Origin of the sequence: Streptomyces hamibioticus (assembly GCF_047946815.1) — a bacterium.
Classification (GTDB): domain Bacteria; phylum Actinomycetota; class Actinomycetes; order Streptomycetales; family Streptomycetaceae; genus Streptomyces.
Window position 1 is genome coordinate 5,074,690 of sequence record NZ_JBKKQY010000001.1, and the last position, 19,794, is coordinate 5,094,483.

A 19,794-nucleotide genomic window follows, 5' to 3' on the forward strand; every position below is an offset into this window, starting at 1 on the left:
TTGGCGTCGCCGCCGGGGAAACCACCCGGAAGCGACAAGGGGCTATAGCTCAGTTGGTAGAGCGCTTGCATGGCATGCAAGAGGTCAGGAGTTCAATTCTCCTTAGCTCCACAGACAAAGATCCCCCGGGTCCTCAGGACCCGGGGGATCTTGCGTTCCGTGCCGCCCGCTCAGCGCCCGAGGGCGCGGCGGCCGCGGCCCTGGGACAGCACCGGAAGATTGCTGCGCGTGGGCGCCTGCCCGCGAGTGTCCTCCTCGATCCGCAGGGCGAGCGCCGGACAACGGCGCACCGCGCGCAGCGCCTTCGCCTCCGCGTAGCGCGGCACCTCCGCCTGGGCGACCGTCGGGAACCCGTCGGCGCCGAGCTGGAAGACCTCCGGGAGGATGTCGGCGCACAGGCCGTGGCCCCGGCACAGCGTCCAGTCGACGTAGATCCTCTGCCGGCTGGGGCCGTTCTCGCCGGCCGCGCCGCCGCCCGGGATGCCCGTCGGGGCCCTGCCTCCCCCGAAGAGTGGGAGCACGCCCTGAACGGGCCGCCCGCAGCCATTGCCGAGGACGTGGGCGGCAAGATCGTCGGTGAACGCCTTGACGGTCGACTCCAGGAACATCGCCGAGCCGTCCGGGTGCGAGCACGCGCCGCGCCGTTTGACGTTCCTGGCGACCTGCTTGACCGCCTCCAGCGCGGCCGGGCCGCCGCCGCTCAGGATGTCCTCCAGGCCGCGCGCGGCGGCCGGCAGACCGAGGTAGCAGGGGCCGCACTGGCCCGCGCTCTCCTCGGCCAGCCACTGCGCCACCCGCAGCGACTCGCCCAGCGGGCAGGTCTCCTGACTGATCGGCAGGATCGCCCCGGCACCCAGCGAACCGCCCACCGCGTCCAGGGAGTTGCGGGAGACGATCGCGTCGTTGACCGTCGCCGCGTCGATCCACTTGCCGTGGTAGCCGCCGGTCAGCACGCCCTGCGGCACCGGTGGGGCGCCGGCGAGCTGGAGGACGTAGCGCAGCGGCACCCCCGTGGGGACCTCGATCACCATCGGGCGGGCCACCGCCCCGGAGACCGTGAGCATGACGGTGCCCGGCTCGTCGTACAGCCCGGTGTTGCCGTAGCGCTCCGGGCCGATGCGGGCGGCGATGGCCAGCTGGGCGAAGGTCTCGGCGTTCGACAGCAGCGTCGGGGCGCCGCCGACCCCGCTCCTCGAGGCGCTGGTCTTGCGGCCGGGCGGGATCGCCGGGCCGCCGTCGATGGAGCGGATCAGCGAGGCCGCCGCGCCGGTGACCATCCGTACCGGATTGCGCTGCACGCGCGCGCGGAGGGCCGAGCGGCGGCCGTTGCTCAGGCCGCGTTCGGCGAGCGCGGCCTCCATGGAGCGCTGTGTGGACTCCCGGGTGACCCCCACCACGAGCGTGCGGGCACCCAGCGCCTCGGCGCACAGCAGCGCGCCGTCCAGGATGAGGTGCGGGGCACGGTTGATCAGCACCGTGTCCTTGCGGCAGGCCGGTTCGTCCTCGCTGCCGTTGACGACCACGACCGGCCGCACGCCCCGCTTGATCGCGGACTCGGCGACCGAGCGCAGCTTCTTGTGGAAGGGGAAGCCCGCGCCGCCGCGGCCCCTGAGGTTGATGCGTTCGGCGAGCTGCGCGAGCTGCTCGCCGCCCAACGGTTCCAGTGGCCCGTGCACCTTCAGGTGCATGGGCAGATCCAGTCGTTCGACAAGGTCGAAGCCCGACGTGAGCTGGGGAAGTCCGACCACGCGGACTTCGGGTACGTCGGGCAGGGCCTCGTTCACTTCAGGCCTCCGGAAGGCGTGTTCCAAGGTTCGCCCGAACCCGGTGCGTCGAAGTTGTAGTCGTAGGAGGCACCGGGGGTCGTTTCGGTTGCGGGACCGCTGTTGTACGTGTCGTTCGGGTAGTACGTGTCGGAGACGGTGTTCGTCTCACCGGTGTCGTACACGTCACTCGATCCGTAGCCGGAGGCGTCCGGGACGCCGTAGGCCGGGATGGTGGCTCCGGTGTCGTTGAGCGGGTCGTACGCCGACGGGGGCGCCTCCCCGACCGGCGGCGGGGACGGGATCGGCCAGCTGCCGGAGGCGCTGCCGACGCGGTCCGTGCCCTCGGCGGGACGCAGGTCGAGCGGCATCCCCACGGGTGCGGTCTGCTCGGCCGCCAGCGACTGCTGCGCGTGCGAGGGTCTCGAGACGGCCCGGTAGGCCGCCGCGAAGCCGTTGGCCGGTTGCTCCTGGGGGGCGGGGCGCTCGGCCGGCTCGTACCGCGGGGGCGGCGGGGCCGCCCAGCGGTCCTCGAAGCCGCCCGGCAGTCCCTCGAAGCCGCCCTGCCTTCCGCCCTGGCCCCCGGACCCTCTCTCGTAGCCCGGCAGCGCGCCGGTCGCGCGGGCCCGGATCTCCTCCAGCTCCTCGCGGACCAGCCGCTCCCGGCCCCCGAACAGCTCGCCGAGCGCGTCGGCCACCTTGCGCCTGACCGGCCGGGGGGCGGCCCGCAGCGCGAGGGCCGCCATGACGCCGAGCACGGACAGGCCGTACAGGATCGTGAAGACCGGCTTCGCCGCGCGACCCGCGTAGAGTCCGTGGAGCAGGGCGAAACACCAGGCCGGGTAGGCCAGCATGTGCATGGCGCGCCAGCGGGAGGCGATCAGCGCGGGGGCTGCGAAGCGGTTGCGCAGGGCGCCGGTGATGCCCACGAAGAGCATCAGCAGGCTGGCCAGCGTGCCGAAGCCGATCAGCACCTCGCGGCTGGCGAACTCCTCGGAATCCGTGGCCAGCAGCCCGAAGGGGATCACCGCGGCGACCCACGTGGTGTGCTCCAGGGCGAGCTTCACCCCGATGTGCACCAGGAGGAAGACGATCGAGGCCACGGCCGTGATCCGGTGCACGGCCTGGGCCATGATCCGCCGGCGGGCGTCGAGGAGCATCCGGTCCTGGGCCACCAGGCCCCAGATGACCGAGCAGCTGAGCAGGACCAGGGAGAACACACCCGCGCCGAAGTTGAGGAACTCCGCGAACGAGGTGTCCGCCGTGCTGTCGTTCGTGGTGTCCACAATGCCGTCGTCGGTCACCACGGCATGCCTCCCCACGTCGTGACGCGGGGCGGGAGCGGTGGGGTACTGCGTGGAGGGTTCATGGGGCGACTCCGAGCGGTTCGGGAAAGAGCGGTCCCGCTGCCGCACTCTAGGTCGCGCCGTACCCATGGGTACGGGGTTTGCGTTATTGCGCTGTTATCAAACGACAATCTGGTTGCTGTAATGCCCCTTAGCGACTGTTACGCCGAGTAATCTTTGACCTTGGTTCAGGTTCGGGGGTGCTCGGACCGGGTGCTCGCAGGGTCCTGGAAGCCCGTCGCAGCCCGCTCGGCGACTGCGGTACCCTGACGCCATGCGTGCCGTACGCCTTCTGCTTAGCGAGCCGCGCTGATCAGTCCCGACCGCCGGCGCTCCGGACGGTCGGAATCGGCGCGGCGTCCCCTCCTGTGCGAGGGGATTTTTCATTTCCGGAAAGTCGCAGCCGCAGGCAGAGACGATCGATGGAGCTTTGAGGATCATGAGCGAGACGAACCCCGCAGCCACCGAGGTGGCGGCGCCGCACCGCTACACGGCCGCCCTGGCGGCCGAGATCGAGGCACGCTGGCAGGACTTCTGGGACGCCGAGGGGACGTACGCGGCGCCGAACCCGAAGGGTGACCTGGCAGGCGATCCGGAGACGGTCGCCAAGCCCAAGAAGTTCATCATGGACATGTTCCCGTACCCCTCGGGTGCGGGCCTGCACGTCGGCCACCCGCTGGGCTACATCGCCACCGACGCCTTCGCCCGCTTCCAGCGGATGACCGGCCACAACGTCCTGCACACCCTGGGCTTCGACGCCTTCGGCCTGCCCGCCGAGCAGTACGCCGTGCAGACCGGCACGCACCCGCGCGTGTCCACCGAGGCGAACATCAAGAACATGCAGAGCCAGCTGCGCCGGCTGGGCCTGGGCCACGACAAGCGCCGGTCGTTCGCCACGATCGACCCGGACTACTACAAGTGGACCCAGTGGATCTTCCTGCAGATCTTCAACTCCTGGTACGACGAGGAGGCGCGCAGGGCCCGCCCGATCGCCGAGCTGGTCGCCCAGTTCGAGTCGGGTGAGCGCGCGGTCCCCGGCGGCCGTACCTGGACCGAGCTGACCGCCCGCGAGCGTGCCGACGTCCTGGGCGAGTACCGCCTGGCCTACGCCTCCGACGCGCCGGTCAACTGGTGCCCCGGCCTGGGCACCGTGCTGGCCAACGAGGAGGTCACCGCCGACGGCCGCTCCGAGCGCGGCAACTATCCCGTCTTCAAGGCCAAGCTGCGCCAGTGGAACATGCGCATCACCGCCTACGCCGACCGGCTGCTGGAGGACCTGGAGGCGCTGGACTGGCCCGAGGCCATCAAGCTGCAGCAGCGCAACTGGATCGGCCGCTCCGAGGGCGCCCGCATCGACTTCCCGATCGACGGCGAGCACATCACGGTCTTCACCACCCGCCAGGACACCCTGTTCGGTGCGACCTACATGGTGCTGGCGCCCGAGCACCCGCTGGTCGAGAAGTTCACCCCGGCGGCCTGGCCCGAGGGCACCCACGAGGTGTGGACCGGCGGTCACGCGACCCCGGCGGAGGCCGTCGCCGCCTACCGCGCGCGGGCCGCGGCCAAGTCCGACGTCGAGCGGCAGGCCGAGGCCAAGGACAAGACCGGCGTCTTCACGGGCGCGTACGCGACCAACCCGGTCAACGGCGAGAAGGTCCCGGTCTTCATCGCCGACTACGTCCTGATGGGCTACGGCACCGGCGCGATCATGGCCGTCCCCGCGCACGACAGCCGCGACTTCGCCTTCGCGCGCGCCTTCGAACTGCCCATTCGGTGCGTCGTCGAACCGACCGACGGCCGCGGCGTCGACACCTCGACGTGGGACGACGCCTTCGTCGCGTACGACGCGAAGATCGTCAACTCCGCGGGCGCGGACGTCTCCCTGGACGGCCTGGGCGTCGTCGACGCCAAGGCGCGCATCACCGAGTGGCTGGAGCGGTCCGGTGTGGGTGAGGGCACCGTCAACTTCCGGCTGCGCGACTGGCTGTTCAGCCGTCAGCGGTACTGGGGCGAGCCCTTCCCGATCGTCTACGACGAGGACGGCATCGCCCACGCCCTGCCCGAGTCGATGCTGCCGCTGGAGCTGCCCGAGGTCGAGGACTACAGCCCGCGCACCTTCGACCCGGACGACGCCGACACCGAGCCCGAGACGCCGCTGTCGCGCAACGAGGAGTGGGTGAACGTCACCCTGGACCTGGGCGACGGTCCCAAGCGGTACCGGCGCGAGACCAATACCATGCCCAACTGGGCCGGCTCCTGCTGGTACGAGCTGCGCTACCTGGACCCGCACAACTCCGGGCAGCTGGTCGACCCGGAGATCGAGCGGTACTGGATGGGCCCGCGCGAGGGGCAGCCGCACGGCGGCGTCGACCTGTACGTCGGCGGTGCCGAACACGCCGTGCTGCACCTGCTGTACGCGCGCTTCTGGTCCAAGGTCCTGTACGACCTGGGGCACGTCTCGTCCGCCGAGCCGTTCCACAAGCTGTTCAACCAGGGCATGATCCAGGCCTACGTCTACCGCGACAGCCGTGGCATCGCGGTGCCGGCCGCCGAGGTGGAGGAGCGCGACGGCGCGTACTACCACCAGGGCGAGAAGGTCAGCCGCCTGCTGGGCAAGATGGGCAAGTCGCTGAAGAACGCGGTCACCCCGGACGAGATCTGCGCCGAGTACGGGGCCGACACGCTGCGCCTGTACGAGATGGCGATGGGCCCGCTGGACGTCTCCCGGCCGTGGGACACGCGCGCGGTGGTGGGCCAGTTCCGGCTGCTGCAGCGGCTGTGGCGCAACGTCGTCGACGAGGACAGCGGCGAGGTCACCGTCGTCGACGCCGAGCCGGACGAGGACACGCTGCGCGCCCTGCACAAGGCGATCGACGGTGTGCGCGGCGACCTGGAGGGCATGCGGTTCAACACCGCGATCGCGAAGATCACGGAGCTGAACAACCACCTGACCAAGGCGGGCGGTCCGGTGCCGCGGCCGGTCGCCGAGGCGCTGGTGCTGATGGTGGCCCCGCTGGCCCCGCACGTCGCCGAGGAGCTGTGGCGCAGGCTGGGGCACACCGACTCGGTGGTGCACCAGGACTTCCCGGTCGCCGATCCGGCCTACGTCGTCGACGAGACCGTCACCTGCGTCGTGCAGGTCAAGGGCAAGGTCAAGGCCCGGCTGGAGGTCGCCCCGTCCATCTCCGAGGAGGAGCTGGAGAAGGCGGCGCTGGCCGACGAGAAGGTCGTGGCTGCGCTGGGCGGGGCCGGTGTCCGCAAGGTGATCGTGCGGGTGCCGAAGCTGGTGAACATCGTCCCGGCGTGACCGTCGCCGGACCGTGGGTCCGGCTTGGGGACAGTCCCCTACGGGCAGGTTCCGGGTTCGGGTGGAACCCCGGGCCTGCCCGCTGCGTTTACCGTGGAGGAGCGGCGCGACCGGTGCCGCGTGACGGCAGCCTTGCCGAAGGAGGAGCACCGTGGAAGCAGTGATCGCAGTCTTCGCCCTGCTTTTCGTGCTCCTCGTCGCCCTGGGCGCCTACGCCACGGTGAAGGCCGTCGGCGCCGCCAAGCGCAGTGCCGACCGCCGCATCACCCAGGCCCGCCGCACGGTCGAGGACCACACGCTGCGGGCCAAGTCCCTGGTACAGGCCGGCCCGGCGGGCGAACTCGCCCAACTGCGCCTGAAGCTGCGCACCTCCATGCGGGCCACGCAGGACGCGCTGCACGCGGGCGTGGCCGAGGACGAGTCCCTGAAGGAATCCCTCGCCCTCTTCGAGCGGCTCAGCGCGCACGGACACGAACTGGACGGCGAGCTGAGGCGCCTGGAGTCCGAGCCCGACCGCGCCAGGGTCGCCGAGCGCCTCCCCGGGCTGCGCGAGCGCACCGAGCGCGTCACCGAGGCGGCCGACTCCCTGCGCTGGGCGGCCCGCGACCGGGCCCGCCGGTTCGCGGAGGACGACCTGGACACGCTCAGCGCCCAGATCGACATCGAGGCCGGTGCCCTGCGGCACTGGACGCGGACGGATCCCTCCTCGGCGCCGCCGCCATGGCCCGAGGCATCCGAGGCCGCCGACGGGACCGGTCGGCAGACCTGGCCGGAAACCCCGGAGCAGAGCCCCGCGGAGGAACCGGAAACCCCGGAGCAGGGGCCCGCGGAGGAAGCGGCACGGCCGGCCATCACCCCGCCCGGCCCGCGCCCGTCCTACCCCTGGCAGAAGAAGGCCCGGCCGGAGAACACCACCTGACCGCAGCGACGTCCGTGCCCGGGTGCGTGTCGTGGCGGTGACGGGGCCGGACTGCCGCACGGGCGCTACGCCAGGTAACCTCCAGCTCATGTCCCGCCATGTCGCGATCGTCACCGATTCAACGGCCTACCTTCCGGCCCGGACGATGGAGCGCCACGGCATCACCGCGGTACCCCTGACCGTGGTTCTCGGCGACCGCGCGCTGGAGGAGGGCACCGAGATCTCGACCCGCTCGCTGGCCCAGGCACTGCAGAAGCGACGTCCGGTGACCACCTCCCGGCCCAGCCCCGAGCAGTTCGCCGAGACCTACCGCAAGGTCGCCGAGTCGGGTGCCACCGGCATCGTCTCCCTCCACCTCTCCGCCGAGCTGTCGGGCACCTACGACGCCGCGGTGGTCGCGGCCCGCGAGGCGCCGGTCCCGGTGCGCGTGGTGGACACCGGGATGATCGCGATGGCCCTGGGGTTCTGCGCGGTCGCGGCGGCCGAGGCGGCGGACGGCGGCGGCACGATGGACGAAGCCGTCACGGCGGCGGAGAAACGCGCGGCGGGCACGTCGGCCTACTTCTACGTCGACACCCTCGACTATCTGCGCCGCGGCGGCCGGATCGGGGCGGCGCAGGCCCTGCTCGGCTCGGCGCTCGCCGTCAAGCCACTGCTGGAGCTGAGCGACGGCCGGATCGAGCCCCTGGAGAAGGTGCGCACCGCGTCCAAGGCGATCGCCCGCCTGGAGGAGATCGCCGCCGAGCGGGCGGGCAGTGCCCAGGTCGACATCGCCGTCCACCACCTCGCCGCCCCCGACCGGGCCGCGGCCCTGGCGGACCGGCTGGGCGCCCGGGTGCCGGGACTGGCCGACCTGCACGTGAGCGAGGTCGGGGCGGTGATCGGGGCGCACACGGGGCCCGGGTTGCTGGGGGTCGTGGTCGCGACGCGGTGAACTGCCGCCACGGGGCGGTTCGCTGATGCTTGGGATGCCTCTGCTTACTTCTGATGCTTCCGATGCAGTCCGATGCATTCGATGCATTCGATGCATTCGATGCAAGCGGTGCTTCCGGTGCTTCTGAGGCATGTAATACGTGGGTCACTCGTCGGAGTGACGGAGATATCCACAACCGGGCGGTAGTCCCCGGGAAATGAGCAAGATCATCGCGAGTGCGGCGGGCTGCCCGATCCTCGTCGCATGGCACTGCGATCACACACCCACACCGCCCGTCCCACCAGCGGCCCGGGCCGCGGTCCGGCGTCCGACGTCCGCACCCGGCACCGTCGCCCGCCCCACGTCCGCGGGCACGGGCACGCACGGTACCTTCGCCGTCGTGCGCCCGCGGAGGAGCTGCGCCGGCGTGCGGAGACCCTCTTCGGCGACGGGCCGAGGCCGAAGGAGGAGACGGGCAAGGGACCCCCTCGGGGAAGGCACGGCACGACTGACCTGGGGACGGAGGCAGCGGACCGGGGGACGGGGGCAGCCGATCGAGGGGCGGAGACAGCCGGCCGGGGGACGGATACGGGGACGGATACGGGGACGGGGGCAGGGGCGTTCCACGCGGGTCGTGAAGCGGTCGGCGGGCAGGCAGGGGCGGTCCCGCCTCGTGCGGTGCTGGGGCCACCCGGTGCGGGCCATGGCGCAGCCGGTGAAGAGACGGGAGGAACTGCCGCGCCTGCGCAGGAGAGCGGCTTGTTGCGGCAGCGCCTCGGGCTCGCCCTGCGGGAGCGGATGCCGTTGTGGCTGCAGGCCCGGTGCGGGCTGGAGCGGCGCAGCGTGCTCGCGCTCACCGTGGTCCTGGTCGTCGCCGCGGTCCTCGCCGTCCAGCACTTCTGGACCGGCCGGACCCAGCCCGTGCGTGCGCCGGAGATGGTGCGGACGGCCCCGCCGTACGGTGCCCAGGGCGACGAGGCCGGAGCCGCGGCCGCACCGGCTGCCGCGGCCGGCACGCCCGACAGCACGGCCACGCCGGGCGCCGAGATCGTGGTGGACGTCGCGGGGAAGGTGCGGGACCCCGGGGTCCATCGCCTCCCGGCCGGATCACGGGTCGAGGATGCCCTGCGCGCGGCCGGCGGCGTGCGTGAGGGCACCAGGACCGACGGCCTCAACCGCGCGCGCTTCCTGGTGGACGGCGAACAGATCGTCGTCGGCGGGCCGGCTACCGGGGCGGACACGGCGACCGGGGCGGGCCCGGTTGCCGGTGTGGGTTCCGGCGGGTCACCCGGCGGTGGGCCGCCCGGCGCGGCGGTCGGAGTGGCGCCTGCGGCTCCGATCTCCCTCAACACGGCGACCGCCGACCAGCTCGACACCCTGCCCGGTGTCGGCCCCGTGCTGGCCCGGCACATCATCGACTACCGCACGCAGCACGGCGGCTTCCGCTCGGTCGACGAACTGCGCGAGGTCAACGGCATCGGCGACCGCCGCTTCGCCGACCTGCGAAACCTCGTACGGCCATGAGGCAGCACGAGGACCGCGCCGCCCCGGTGGGCTCGTGGCCCGGTCGGCAGGAGGGGCGGCAGCCCGGCGCGGGCGCCGGGACCACGCCACCCGCCCGGTCGCCCGTGCACGCCGCGTCCGGGAACCGGCTCGGCGCCGCGCGTCCGCGGCAGGACGGCCCGGCCGACCTGCGGCTCGTGCCGCCCGCGCTCGCGGCATGGGCGACGGCGGCGCTGATGCTCGGTGCCGCGCCCGGATGGGCCGCCGCAGTCGTGGCCGTCTGCCTGGCCGTCGCCGGAGCGCTGCTGGCGGCGCGTCGACGGGCGCGGCGGCAAGCAGAGGGACGGGAGTTGGATGCCGGGCGGCGGGCTGCCGGGGGGCGGGAGTTGGATGCCGGGCGGGGGGCTGTCGGGGGACAGGGGTCCGTTGCCGGGCGGGGGGCTGTTGGAGGGCGGGGGTCCGCTGCCGGGTGGGGGGCTTGCGAGGCACGGGAGCGCGTTGCCGGGCGGCGGGCCGTTGGAGGAGGCGGGTCCGTGGCCGGGCGGACGTCGGCGGGGCCGGCCCGGCCCCGACCCCGGGGGGCGGTCGCCGCCGTGCTGCTCTGCGTCGCCGCGTCGGCCGCCTCGGCCGGGCTGCACGGGGCGGACCTGCACCGCGGGCCGGTGCCCGAGCTGGCGCGGCGGTACGCCACCGTGACCGCCGAGGTGGAGGTCACCTCCGACCCCCGGCTCACCCGGCCCCGCGTCCGCGGCAATCACGCCGCTCCGCCCGCCGTCCTGGTCGGCGCCGAGGTACGGCAGGTGAGCCTGGCGGACGGCTCGGCGCTGACCACGCGGACGCCGGTGCTGCTGATCGTCGGCCCCGACGCCGCCGCGGCACCCGGCGGTGGCGGGGAGGGGGCCGCCACGGCGCGGCCCGCCGTCCCACCGCCCGCCGCCGAGGGCGCCCGCGCCTCGCCCTGGCTCGGCCTGCTGCCGACCACACGGCTGCGTGTGACGGCCCGGACGGCACCGCCCCTGCCGGGTGGCGGCGACCGGATCGCCGCCGTGCTGCGGGTGCGGGGCGGGGCGGCGCCGGAGGTGGTGGCCGAGCCGTCGGGCGCGCAGCGGCTGGCGGGCCGGCTGCGCGCCGGGCTCAGGGAGGCGACGGACGGCCTGTCGCCCGACGCGCGGGCGCTGCTGCCGGGACTCGTCGTCGGTGACACCTCGCGGGTCACCCCAGAGTTGGAGGAGGCCTTCGAAGAGACCGACCTCGCGCACACGCTCGCGGTGTCCGGGGCCAACTTCACCATTCTGCTGGCCCTGTTGCTCGGGCCACCGGGCCTGGCCATGCGCAGCGAGCGCCGAGGACTGGCGCCCCGCCTCGGCATCCCGCTGCGGGCGACGGCCGTGCTCGGCGGCGCTCTGGCGCTGGGATTCGTCGTCGTGTGCCGGCCCGAGCCCAGCGTGCTGCGCGCCGCGGCCTGCGGCGGAGTGGCGCTGCTGGCGCTGGCCACCGGGCGCCGCAGATCCCTGGTGCCGGCTCTGGCGACGGCCGTCCTGCTCCTGGTGCTCTACGACCCGTGGCTGGCCCGCAGTTACGGCTTCCTGCTCTCCGTACTGGCCACCGGCGCCCTGCTCACCCTCGCACCGCGGTGGAGCGCCGCGCTGCGCCGGCGCCGGGTCCCGCCCCGGCTCGCCGAGGCGCTGGCCGCCGCTGCCGCCGCGCAGGCCCTGTGCGCGCCGGTCGTCGCGGTGCTGTCGGCACGGGTGAGCCTGGTCGCGGTGCCGTGCAACCTCCTTGCGGAGTTCGCGGTGGCGCCGGCCACCGTGCTGGGCTTCGGCGCGCTGGCGGCGGCACCGCTGGCGATGCCGGTGGCGAAGGCGCTCGCCTGGTGCGCGAGTTGGCCCGCCGAGTGGCTGGCCGGGGTGGCCCGCGGCGGGGCCGCGCTGCCCGGCGCGGGAGTGGACTGGCCCGGCACCTGGAGCGGGGCGGCGCTGCTCGCCCTCGCCACGGTGGGCGTCCTGCTCGTCGGCCGGGGGCTGCTGAGGCGCCCTCGGTGGTGTGCTGTCGGCGCGGTGCTGCTGGTGCTGGCCGTGGTGCAGCCGCCGCCGCTGGCCCGGGTGGTCACGGGCTGGCCACCGCCGGGCTGGCGGTTGGTGATGTGCGACGTCGGCCAGGGCGACGCCCTCGTCCTCGCCGCGGGGGACGCCACGGGAGTGGTCGTGGACGCGGGGCCCGATCCGGTGCTCGTCGACCGCTGTCTGCGCTCGCTCGGCATCACTCGTGTTCCGCTCGTCGTCCTGACCCACTTCCACGCCGACCACGTGGCGGGCCTGCCCGGGGTACTGCGGGGCCGCTCGGTGGGCGCCATCGAGACGACCGGCTTCGAAGAGCCCGCCGAGCAGGCTGACTTCGTCCGCAGGCAGGCGACGGCCCGGCGGATTCCCCTCCGTCACGCGGTCGCCGGGGAGGTGCGGCGGTCCGGGCAGCTGTCCTGGGAGGTGGTGTGGCCGCCCGCGGCCACCGGGCCCGCCGCGGCGCCGGGGCGGGAGCCGGAGCCGGAGCCGGAGGGACCGAACGACGCCAGCGTCACCCTGCTGGTCCGCACGGCCGGGCTGCGCCTGCTGCTCCTCGGCGATCTGGAACCCCCGGCCCAGCGTGCCCTGGCGAGGTCACCGACGGCGCCCGCGCTGGAGGGCGTCGACGTGCTGAAAGTGGCACATCACGGCTCGGCGTATCAGGACCCGGCCCTCATGCGACGCGTCGCGCCGAGGCTGGCGCTGATCTCCTGCGGCGAGGACAACCCGTACGGGCACCCCGCGCCCAGCACGCTCGGGGCGCTGCGTGCCCAGGGCGTGACGGTGCTGCGAACGGACCGGGACGGCGCGCTGGCGGTCACGGGCACCGACGAGGAGCTGGGCGTGGTGGCGGACTGAGCCACGCTCGGCGACGGGCTGAGGCCGTTCCGGACCGGGGCGGCGTGCTCGCGCGGTGGCGGACAATGGCCGGTGTGAGTGACGTGAGACATCTGCTCGTGCTGCCCGATCGCGAGGCCGCGGAAGAGGCCGCGGAGGCGCTCGGGGAGCGGTTCGGCCTGGTGGAGGAACCCCGTGTCGTGCGGGACGCGTTGGCCGGGGAGGACGACGCCGAGGACGCCCAGTGGCTCGTCGTCCTGCGCGACGAGGAGGAACGGCTGGACGCCGAGGAACTGGACGAGTTCGCGGCCCAGTGGGACGGCTGGCGCGAGGAGCCCTAGCCTCACGGCGAGGACACCGCACCGTCGAGCGACGGCCGAACGACGGTGGGGGCCTTGCGTGGCCGGGTGACCGCACGTCCGGACCGACGGTGCCGCAGCCCTCTGCGGCGGGGTGGCGAGGCCTCCGCGGTCCTCCGCCACAGAAGCTCCGCCGCACCTCGTCCCTCCACGACAGGAGCCCCGTCACCTCTTCCCGGAGGCTTGTCCAGGGGTCCCGCCACCTCTCCCCGCAGCTCATCCAGGAGCCCCGCCTCCCCCCTCACCCCACCCCACCCACCCCACAGGCTCACCCCAGGACCCGCCACCCCACACCCGGGCCCCCGCCCCCCGTCGCAGTCACCGCACAGCCCCGCCGCCCTCACAGCGCGGCGTTGTCAGTGCCGCGTGCGATGCTTGTCGCGATGGCCAGGAAGACTGCGAACGACGACCCTCTCGCCCCGGTGACCCTCGCCGTGGGCCAGGAGGACCTCCTGCTCGACCGTGCCGTGCAGGAGGTGGTGGCCGCCGCCAAGGCCGCCGACGCCGACACGGACGTACGCGACCTCACCCCGGACCAGCTGCAGCCCGGCACGCTCGCCGAGCTCACCAGCCCGTCGCTCTTCGCCGAGCGCAAAGTCGTGGTCGTACGCAACGCGCAGGACCTGTCCGCCGACACGGTCAAGGACGTGAAGGCCTATCTCGGTGCCCCCGCCGAGGAGATCACCCTCGTGCTGCTGCACGCGGGCGGTGCCAAGGGCAAAGGCCTGCTGGACGCCGCGCGCAAGGCGGGGGCCCGCGAGGTGGCGTGCCCGAAGATGACCAAGCCGGCGGACCGGCTGGCCTTCGTGCGGGCGGAGTTCCGCACCACCGGGCGGTCGGCCACGCCGGAGGCCTGCCAGGCGCTGGTCGACGCGATCGGCAGCGACCTGCGGGAGCTGGCGTCGGCGGTGTCCCAGCTGGTCGCCGACGTCGAGGGCACCGTCGACGAGGCGGTCGTCGGGCGGTACTACACCGGCCGCGCCGAGGCCTCCAGCTTCACGGTCGCCGACCGGGCGGTCGAGGGACGGGCCGCGGAGGCGCTGGAGGCGCTGCGCTGGTCCCTGTCCACCGGCGTGGCACCGGTGCTGATCACCAGCGCCCTCGCGCAGGGCGTGCGGGCGATCGGCAAGCTGTCGTCGGCGCGCGGCGGGCGGCCCGCCGATCTCGCCCGGGAGCTGGGCATGCCGCCGTGGAAGATCGACCGGGTGCGCCAGCAGATGCGGGGCTGGACACCGGACGGCGTCGCGGTGGCGCTGCGGGCGGTGGCCGAGGCGGACGCCGGGGTCAAGGGAGGCGGTGACGACCCCGAGTACGCACTGGAGAAGGCCGTTGTCACCATCGCCCGTGCGGCGCGGTCGAGGGGCCGGGCGTAGAGGAGGAGAATCGGTGTGTCAGCCGTAGTCGCCCAGCAGTGGAGAGGTGGCGAGCGTCATGGCTGAACACCCGCACGCAGTACTCGTCCGTAAGGGCTATGAGGCGTTCTCGAGCGGGGACCTGGACACCCTGCGCGGCCTGATGGCGGCGGACGCCACGCATCATGTGCCCGGGACCGGCGTCCTCTCGGGTGACTTCAAGGGGCAGGACGCGATCATCGACATGTACCGGCGGATCGCCGCGGAGACCGACGGAACGGCGCGGGTCGAGCTGCGCCACATCCTCGTCGACGGCCGGGGCCACGCGTCGACCCTGCACCGCCTCATCGCCGACCGTAAGGGCAAGCACCTGGAGGAGAACGGAGGCATCGTCTTCCGCATCGTCGGGGACAAGATCACCGATCTCGACGAATGCGTGGAGGATCTCGACGCGGCCGACGACTTCTGGTCGTAGCGCTCAGCGGCGGGTGTGCTCCCTACGCATGCCCAAGGATCCGGACACGCGTGTCCAAGGCCCCGCGCACACGCGCGCCCAAGGCCCGCACACGCGTGCCCAACGCCCGCTCACGCATATTGAAGGCCGCGCAGACGCATGCCGAAGGCCCCGCCCGGCACCCTGGGGAAGGGTGCTGGGCGGGGCCTTCGGTTCACGCTCGTGGACCCGTGCCCGCGTGGCGAACGCAGGCCGCGCACGGATCCGGGGTGCCGGTCGGGAGCGGATGAGAGAGGGCCCGCCCTGGGTCCTTCCGGCGATCAGACCAGATAGGGGATTCAGCCCTTGATGGCGGCGACCTTCTGCGCCAGCGCCGACTTCTTGTTGGCGGCCTGGTTCTTGTGGATGACGCCCTTGGAGACGGCCTTGTCGAGCTGACGCGCAGCGATGCGCTGGTACTCGGTGGCCTTCTCCACGTCACCCGCGGCAGCGGCCTCGCGGGCCTTGCGGATCGCGGTCTTCAGGGAGGACTTGACGGCCTTGTTGCGCAGCCGAGCCTTCTCGTTGGTCTTGATCCGCTTGATCTGGGACTTGATGTTCGCCACGAATGAGCCTTTTCAGGTTCTGGCACGGGGCCGGGCGGTGTGCCGCACGGATCCTGTGCCGGTGATTTCCAGATGACGTGTCTCACGCTGAGAGGGCAAGAGACACAGCCCCCCACACTACCAGCGGCCCATTCCGTGGCCCAAACCCGTCGCCGGTCTCCACGCGTGGGACCATGGAAGCTACGTATCGATCCGATCCGACCCGAGACCGCAGACACTGCGGACGCCTCAAGAATCAGGACCCTGCGTGCCCGCGATCCCTAGCCATGTGCCCGAGCCGAGCCGAACCGACCCGGCTCTGATCCGCAACTTCTGCATCATCGCGCACATCGACCACGGCAAGTCCACGCTCGCCGACCGGATGCTCCAGCTGACCGGTGTGGTCGAGCAGCGGCAGATGCGCGCCCAGTACCTCGATCGCATGGACATCGAGCGAGAGCGCGGCATCACGATCAAGTCCCAGGCGGTGCGATTGCCGTGGGCCCCGACCCACGACAAGGGCAACACGCACATCCTCAACATGATCGACACCCCGGGGCACGTCGACTTCACCTACGAGGTCTCGCGGTCGCTCGCCGCGTGCGAAGGGACCATCCTCCTGGTCGACGCCGCCCAGGGCATCGAGGCCCAGACCCTCGCCAACCTCTACCTGGCGATGGAGAACGACCTCACGATCATCCCCGTGCTGAACAAGATCGACCTGCCGGCCGCGCAGCCCGAGAAGTTCGCCGAGGAGCTGGCCAACCTGGTCGGCTGCGAGCCCGACGACGTGCTCAAGGTCTCCGCGAAGACCGGGCTCGGTGTCGAGGCGCTGCTGGACAGGGTCGTCGCCGAGGTCCCGCCCCCGGTCGGCGTCAAGGACGCCCCCGCCCGCGCGATGATCTTCGACTCCGTCTACGACTCCTACCGGGGTGTGGTGACGTACGTCCGTGTCATCGACGGCCAGCTCAACAAGCGCGAGCGCATCCGGATGATGTCCACCGGCGCCACGCACGAGCTGCTGGAGATCGGCACCAACTCGCCGGAGATGCTGTCCGCCGACGGCCTCGGCGTCGGCGAGGTGGGATACCTCATCACCGGCGTGAAGGACGTCCGCCAGTCCAAGGTCGGTGACACCGTCACCAGCCAGCAGAAGGGTGCCGAGGAGGCGCTCGGCGGCTACAAGGACCCCAAGCCGATGGTGTTCTCCGGCCTCTACCCGCTGGACGGCTCGGACTACCCCGAGCTGCGCGAGGCGCTGGACAAGCTCCAGCTCAACGACGCCGCCCTGGTCTACGAGCCGGAGACCTCCGCCGCCCTCGGCTTCGGCTTCCGCGTCGGCTTCCTGGGCCTGCTGCACCTCGACGTGATCCGCGAGCGGCTGGAGCGCGAGTTCGGGCTCGACCTGATCGCCACCGCGCCCAACGTGGTCTACCGCGTGATCATGGAGGACGGCACCGAGCACACGGTCACCAACCCGAGCGAGTTCCCCGAGGGCAAGATCAGCGAGGTGTACGAGCCGGTCGTGCGCGCCACCCTGCTGGCGCCGACCGAGTTCATCGGCTCGATCATGGAGCTGTGCCAGAACCGGCGCGGCACCCTGCTCGGCATGGACTACCTGTCCGAGGACCGGGTGGAGATCCGTTACACCCTCCCGCTCGCCGAGATCGTCTTCGACTTCTTCGACCAGCTGAAGTCCAAGACCCGCGGCTACGCCTCCCTCGACTACGAGCCCACCGGCGAGCAGACCTCCAGCCTGGTCAAGGTCGACATCCTGCTGCACGGCGACAAGGTGGACGCCTTCTCGGCGATCACCCACAAGGACCAGGCGTACGCGTACGGCGTCCGGCTCGTCGCCAAGCTCAAGGAGCTGATCCCGCGGCAGGCCTTCGAGGTGCCGGTGCAGGCCGCCATCGGCTCCCGGGTGATCGCCCGCGAGACCATCCGCGCCATCCGCAAGGACGTCCTCGCCAAGTGCTACGGCGGTGACATCTCCCGTAAGCGGAAGCTGCTGGAGAAGCAGAAGGAAGGCAAGAAGCGGATGAAGATGGTGGGTTCCGTGGAGGTTCCGCAGGAGGCCTTCATCGCCGTCCTGTCCAGCGACGACAGCGCGGGATCCGGCAAGGGCAAGAAGTAGCCGCCCGCAAAAGAGGCGGAACGGGGCCCGTCGTGCGAAAGTGCGGCGGGCCCCTTCGTGTGCGCCGGCGCTGTCTGTGGGAAGTGACAGGGTGCGGGCTCTTACGTCGTGGCCGACCTGCCTCTACTCTGTCCCTGCCCGATAGTTACTCATGAGTTAAACAACCGCCCGAGTGTGAGAACCAGCCCCGCCTGAGCCAGCCCCCACCTGAGCCGGCGCAACGAGCCAGCCGCAACGAGCAGCCGCACCGTCGCGGGCCCGGAGGATGTCGTGAGCGACACACAGACACTGATCGAGAACCGTCCGCCGTCCGTGGCGGGCCTCTTCCTGGAGCGCGTGGCAGCCACGCCGGACGCCGAGGCGTACCGCTATCCCGTGCCGCCGGCCTCGGGCCACGGCCCGGACGACTGGAAGTCGCTGAGCTGGGCGCAGGCCGCCGAGCGTGTGTACGCGATCGCGGCCGGCCTGATCGAGCTGGGCGTGCAGCCCGAGCAGCGGGTGGCACTGGCCTCGGCGACCCGGATCGAGTGGATCCTCGCCGATTTCGGCATCATGTGCGCGGGCGCGGCGACGACGACGATCTACCCGCAGACCAACGCCGACGAGTCGGCGTACATCCTCTCCGACTCCGGGAGCCGCGTGCTCATCGCGGAGAACGCCGAGCAGCTCGCCAAGGCGCGCGACAAGCGCGGCGAGCTGCCCGAGCTCACCCATGTGGTGGTGATCGACCCGGCCGGCGCCGACACGTCCGAGGACTGGGTGCTCACCCTGGACGAGCTGGAGAGCCGGGGCAGGGCCCGCCTGGAGAAGGACCCGGACCTGGTCAAGGAGCGGGTCGGCGCGCTCACCAAGGACCAGCTCGCCACCCTCATCTACACCTCCGGCACCACCGGCCGCCCCAAGGGTGTCCGCCTCCCGCACGACAACTGGTCGTACATGGCGAAGGCGATCGCCGCGACCGGGCTGGTCGGCCCGGACGACGTGCAGTACCTGTGGCTGCCGCTCGCGCACGTCTTCGGCAAGGTGCTGACCTCCGGCCAGGTCGAGGTCGGTCACGTCACCGCCGTCGACGGCCGGGTCGACAAGATCATCGAGAATCTGCCGGTCGTCCAGCCGACGTACATGGCGGCCGTGCCGCGCATCTTCGAGAAGGTCTACAACGGGGTCGCGGCCAAGGCGAAGGCCGGCGGCGGCGCCAAGTACAAGATCTTCCAGTGGGCCGCCGGCGTCGCCCGCGAGTACGCCAAGGTCACCCAGGACAACTTCCGCCGCACGGGCACCGCGAACGCGCCCTTCGGGCTGTCCGCCAAGCACAAGGTCGCCGACACCCTCGTCTACGCCAAGATCCGCGAGGCCTTCGGCGGCAACCTGCGTGCCTGCGTCTCCGGCAGCGCCGCCCTCGCGCCGGAGATCGGCTACTTCTTCGCCGGCGCCGGCATCCACATCCTGGAGGGCTACGGCCTCACCGAGTCCTCCGCCGCCTCCTTCGTCAACCCCGGCGAGGCGTACCGCACCGGCACGGTCGGCAAGCCGCTGCCCGGCACCGAGGTGCGCATCGCCGACGACGGCGAGATCCTGCTGCGCGGCCCCGGCATCATGGAGGGCTACCACAAGCTGCCCGAGAAGACCGCCGAGGTGCTGGAGTCCGACGGCTGGTTCCACACCGGCGACATCGGCGAGCTGTCGGCCGACGGCTACCTGCGCATCACCGACCGCAAGAAGGACCTCATCAAGACCTCCGGCGGCAAGTACATCGCGCCCGCCGAGGTCGAGGGCCGGTTCAAGGCGGTGTGCCCGTACGTCTCCAACATCCTGGTGCACGGCGCCGACCGGAACTTCTGCACCGCCCTCATCGCCCTCGACGAGGTGGCGATCACCGAGTGGGCCAAGGAGAACGGCCTGGAGGGCAAGCCGTACGCCGAGATCGTCGCCGCGCCGGCCACCGTGGAGATGGTCGACGGCTACGTCAAGCAGCTCAACGAAGGCCTCCAGCGCTGGCAGACGATCAAGAAGTTCCGGCTGCTGCCGCGCGACCTCGACATCGAGCACGGCGAGCTCACCCCGAGCCTGAAGCTGAAGCGGCCGGTCGTCGAGCGCGAGTACAAGCACCTGATCGACGAGATGTACGAGGGTGCGCGCGAGGCCTGAATCACGGATGCGGTCCGGATCGGTCCCGTTCCGGACCGCTCCCGACCGCCTCTGTAGCACGGTTGTCACCCATGGCGGCCCACTTCGGTAACTCGGCGCGTACGCCCGCGTC

General features: G+C 72.2%; 13 protein-coding genes and 1 tRNA gene. 11 read left to right on the forward strand and 3 right to left on the reverse strand.

The window, feature by feature from the left end:
* The first annotated feature begins 38 nt into the window (after positions 1 to 38).
* A tRNA-Ala gene (locus tag ACLGIH_RS23040) sits at positions 39 to 111 on the forward strand.
* Positions 112 to 170: 59 nt separating this feature from the next.
* Here the strand turns inward: ACLGIH_RS23040 and ACLGIH_RS23045 are convergent.
* The gene (locus tag ACLGIH_RS23045) at positions 171 to 1,784 is read right to left on the reverse strand and encodes an NADH-ubiquinone oxidoreductase-F iron-sulfur binding region domain-containing protein (protein WP_416527163.1); all 1,614 of its coding nucleotides are present in this window, start codon (positions 1,782 to 1,784) and stop codon (positions 171 to 173) included.
* Complete coding sequence (locus ACLGIH_RS23050; protein WP_416529454.1) at positions 1,781 to 3,067, reverse strand: cytochrome b/b6 domain-containing protein; 1,287 nt, start codon at positions 3,065 to 3,067, stop codon at positions 1,781 to 1,783. The genes ACLGIH_RS23045 and ACLGIH_RS23050 overlap by 4 nt, the downstream gene beginning before the upstream one ends.
* Positions 3,068 to 3,548: 481 nt before the next feature.
* On the opposite strand from ACLGIH_RS23050, the gene leuS reads away from it, so the two are divergent.
* The 8 genes from leuS to ACLGIH_RS23090 all read left to right on the forward strand — a co-directional run bounded on the left by leuS (position 3,549) and on the right by ACLGIH_RS23090 (position 14,834).
* Positions 3,549 to 6,416 carry a leucine--tRNA ligase gene (gene leuS / locus ACLGIH_RS23055; RefSeq protein ID WP_416527164.1) on the forward strand — a complete coding sequence of 956 codons (2,868 nt, stop codon included), beginning with the start codon at positions 3,549 to 3,551 and terminating at the stop codon, positions 6,414 to 6,416.
* A 151-nt stretch (positions 6,417 to 6,567) separates the two neighbouring features.
* A complete protein-coding gene (locus ACLGIH_RS23060; RefSeq protein WP_416527165.1) occupies positions 6,568 to 7,335 on the forward strand; it encodes a hypothetical protein in 768 nt (255 codons plus the stop codon).
* A gap of 88 nt (positions 7,336 to 7,423) precedes the next feature.
* On the forward strand, positions 7,424 to 8,269 hold the full coding sequence (locus tag ACLGIH_RS23065; RefSeq protein ID WP_416527166.1) for a DegV family protein: 846 nt from the start codon (positions 7,424 to 7,426) through the stop codon (positions 8,267 to 8,269).
* A 243-nt stretch (positions 8,270 to 8,512) separates the two neighbouring features.
* Positions 8,513 to 9,772: a ComEA family DNA-binding protein gene (locus ACLGIH_RS23070; RefSeq protein WP_416527167.1), complete on the forward strand. Its 1,260-nt coding sequence runs from the start codon at positions 8,513 to 8,515 to the stop codon at positions 9,770 to 9,772.
* Positions 9,773 to 9,876: 104 nt separating this feature from the next.
* Positions 9,877 to 12,669 (forward strand): ComEC/Rec2 family competence protein, encoded by a 2,793-nt coding sequence (locus ACLGIH_RS23075; RefSeq protein ID WP_416529455.1) that lies wholly within the window; start codon positions 9,877 to 9,879, stop codon positions 12,667 to 12,669.
* Positions 12,670 to 12,743: 74 nt separating this feature from the next.
* The gene (locus ACLGIH_RS23080) at positions 12,744 to 12,989 is read left to right on the forward strand and encodes a hypothetical protein (protein WP_416527168.1); all 246 of its coding nucleotides are present in this window, start codon (positions 12,744 to 12,746) and stop codon (positions 12,987 to 12,989) included.
* A 401-nt stretch (positions 12,990 to 13,390) separates the two neighbouring features.
* Positions 13,391 to 14,380 (forward strand): DNA polymerase III subunit delta, encoded by a 990-nt coding sequence (gene holA / locus ACLGIH_RS23085; protein WP_416527169.1) that lies wholly within the window; start codon positions 13,391 to 13,393, stop codon positions 14,378 to 14,380.
* A 58-nt stretch (positions 14,381 to 14,438) separates the two neighbouring features.
* Complete coding sequence (locus tag ACLGIH_RS23090) at positions 14,439 to 14,834, forward strand: nuclear transport factor 2 family protein (RefSeq protein ID WP_416527170.1); 396 nt, start codon at positions 14,439 to 14,441, stop codon at positions 14,832 to 14,834.
* 317 nt (positions 14,835 to 15,151) lie between these two features.
* Here the strand turns inward: ACLGIH_RS23090 and rpsT are convergent, their stop codons facing one another.
* On the reverse strand, positions 15,152 to 15,418 hold the full coding sequence (gene rpsT / locus ACLGIH_RS23095; protein ID WP_416527171.1) for a 30S ribosomal protein S20: 267 nt from the start codon (positions 15,416 to 15,418) through the stop codon (positions 15,152 to 15,154).
* Positions 15,419 to 15,665: 247 nt separating this feature from the next.
* On the opposite strand from rpsT, the gene lepA reads away from it, so the two are divergent.
* Both lepA and ACLGIH_RS23105 read left to right on the forward strand, forming a co-directional pair.
* Entirely contained in the window at positions 15,666 to 17,534 is a 1,869-nt protein-coding gene (gene lepA / locus ACLGIH_RS23100; RefSeq protein WP_416527172.1) for a translation elongation factor 4, read from the forward strand.
* 270 nt (positions 17,535 to 17,804) lie between these two features.
* Positions 17,805 to 19,682, forward strand: a complete 1,878-nt coding sequence (locus tag ACLGIH_RS23105; RefSeq protein ID WP_416527173.1) for an AMP-dependent synthetase/ligase — start codon at positions 17,805 to 17,807, stop codon at positions 19,680 to 19,682.
* Positions 19,683 to 19,794: the final 112 nt, after the last annotated feature.

Coding starts and splice junctions, on each gene's coding strand:
- leuS (WP_416527164.1), top strand. CDS start 3,549: ATGAGCGAGACGAACCCCGCAGCCACCGAGGTGGCGGCGCCGCACCGC.
- ACLGIH_RS23065 (WP_416527166.1), top strand. CDS start 7,424: ATGTCCCGCCATGTCGCGATCGTCACCGATTCAACGGCCTACCTTCCG.
- ACLGIH_RS23070 (WP_416527167.1), top strand. CDS start 8,513: ATGGCACTGCGATCACACACCCACACCGCCCGTCCCACCAGCGGCCCG.
- holA (WP_416527169.1), top strand. CDS start 13,391: ATGGCCAGGAAGACTGCGAACGACGACCCTCTCGCCCCGGTGACCCTC.
- ACLGIH_RS23090 (WP_416527170.1), top strand. CDS start 14,439: ATGGCTGAACACCCGCACGCAGTACTCGTCCGTAAGGGCTATGAGGCG.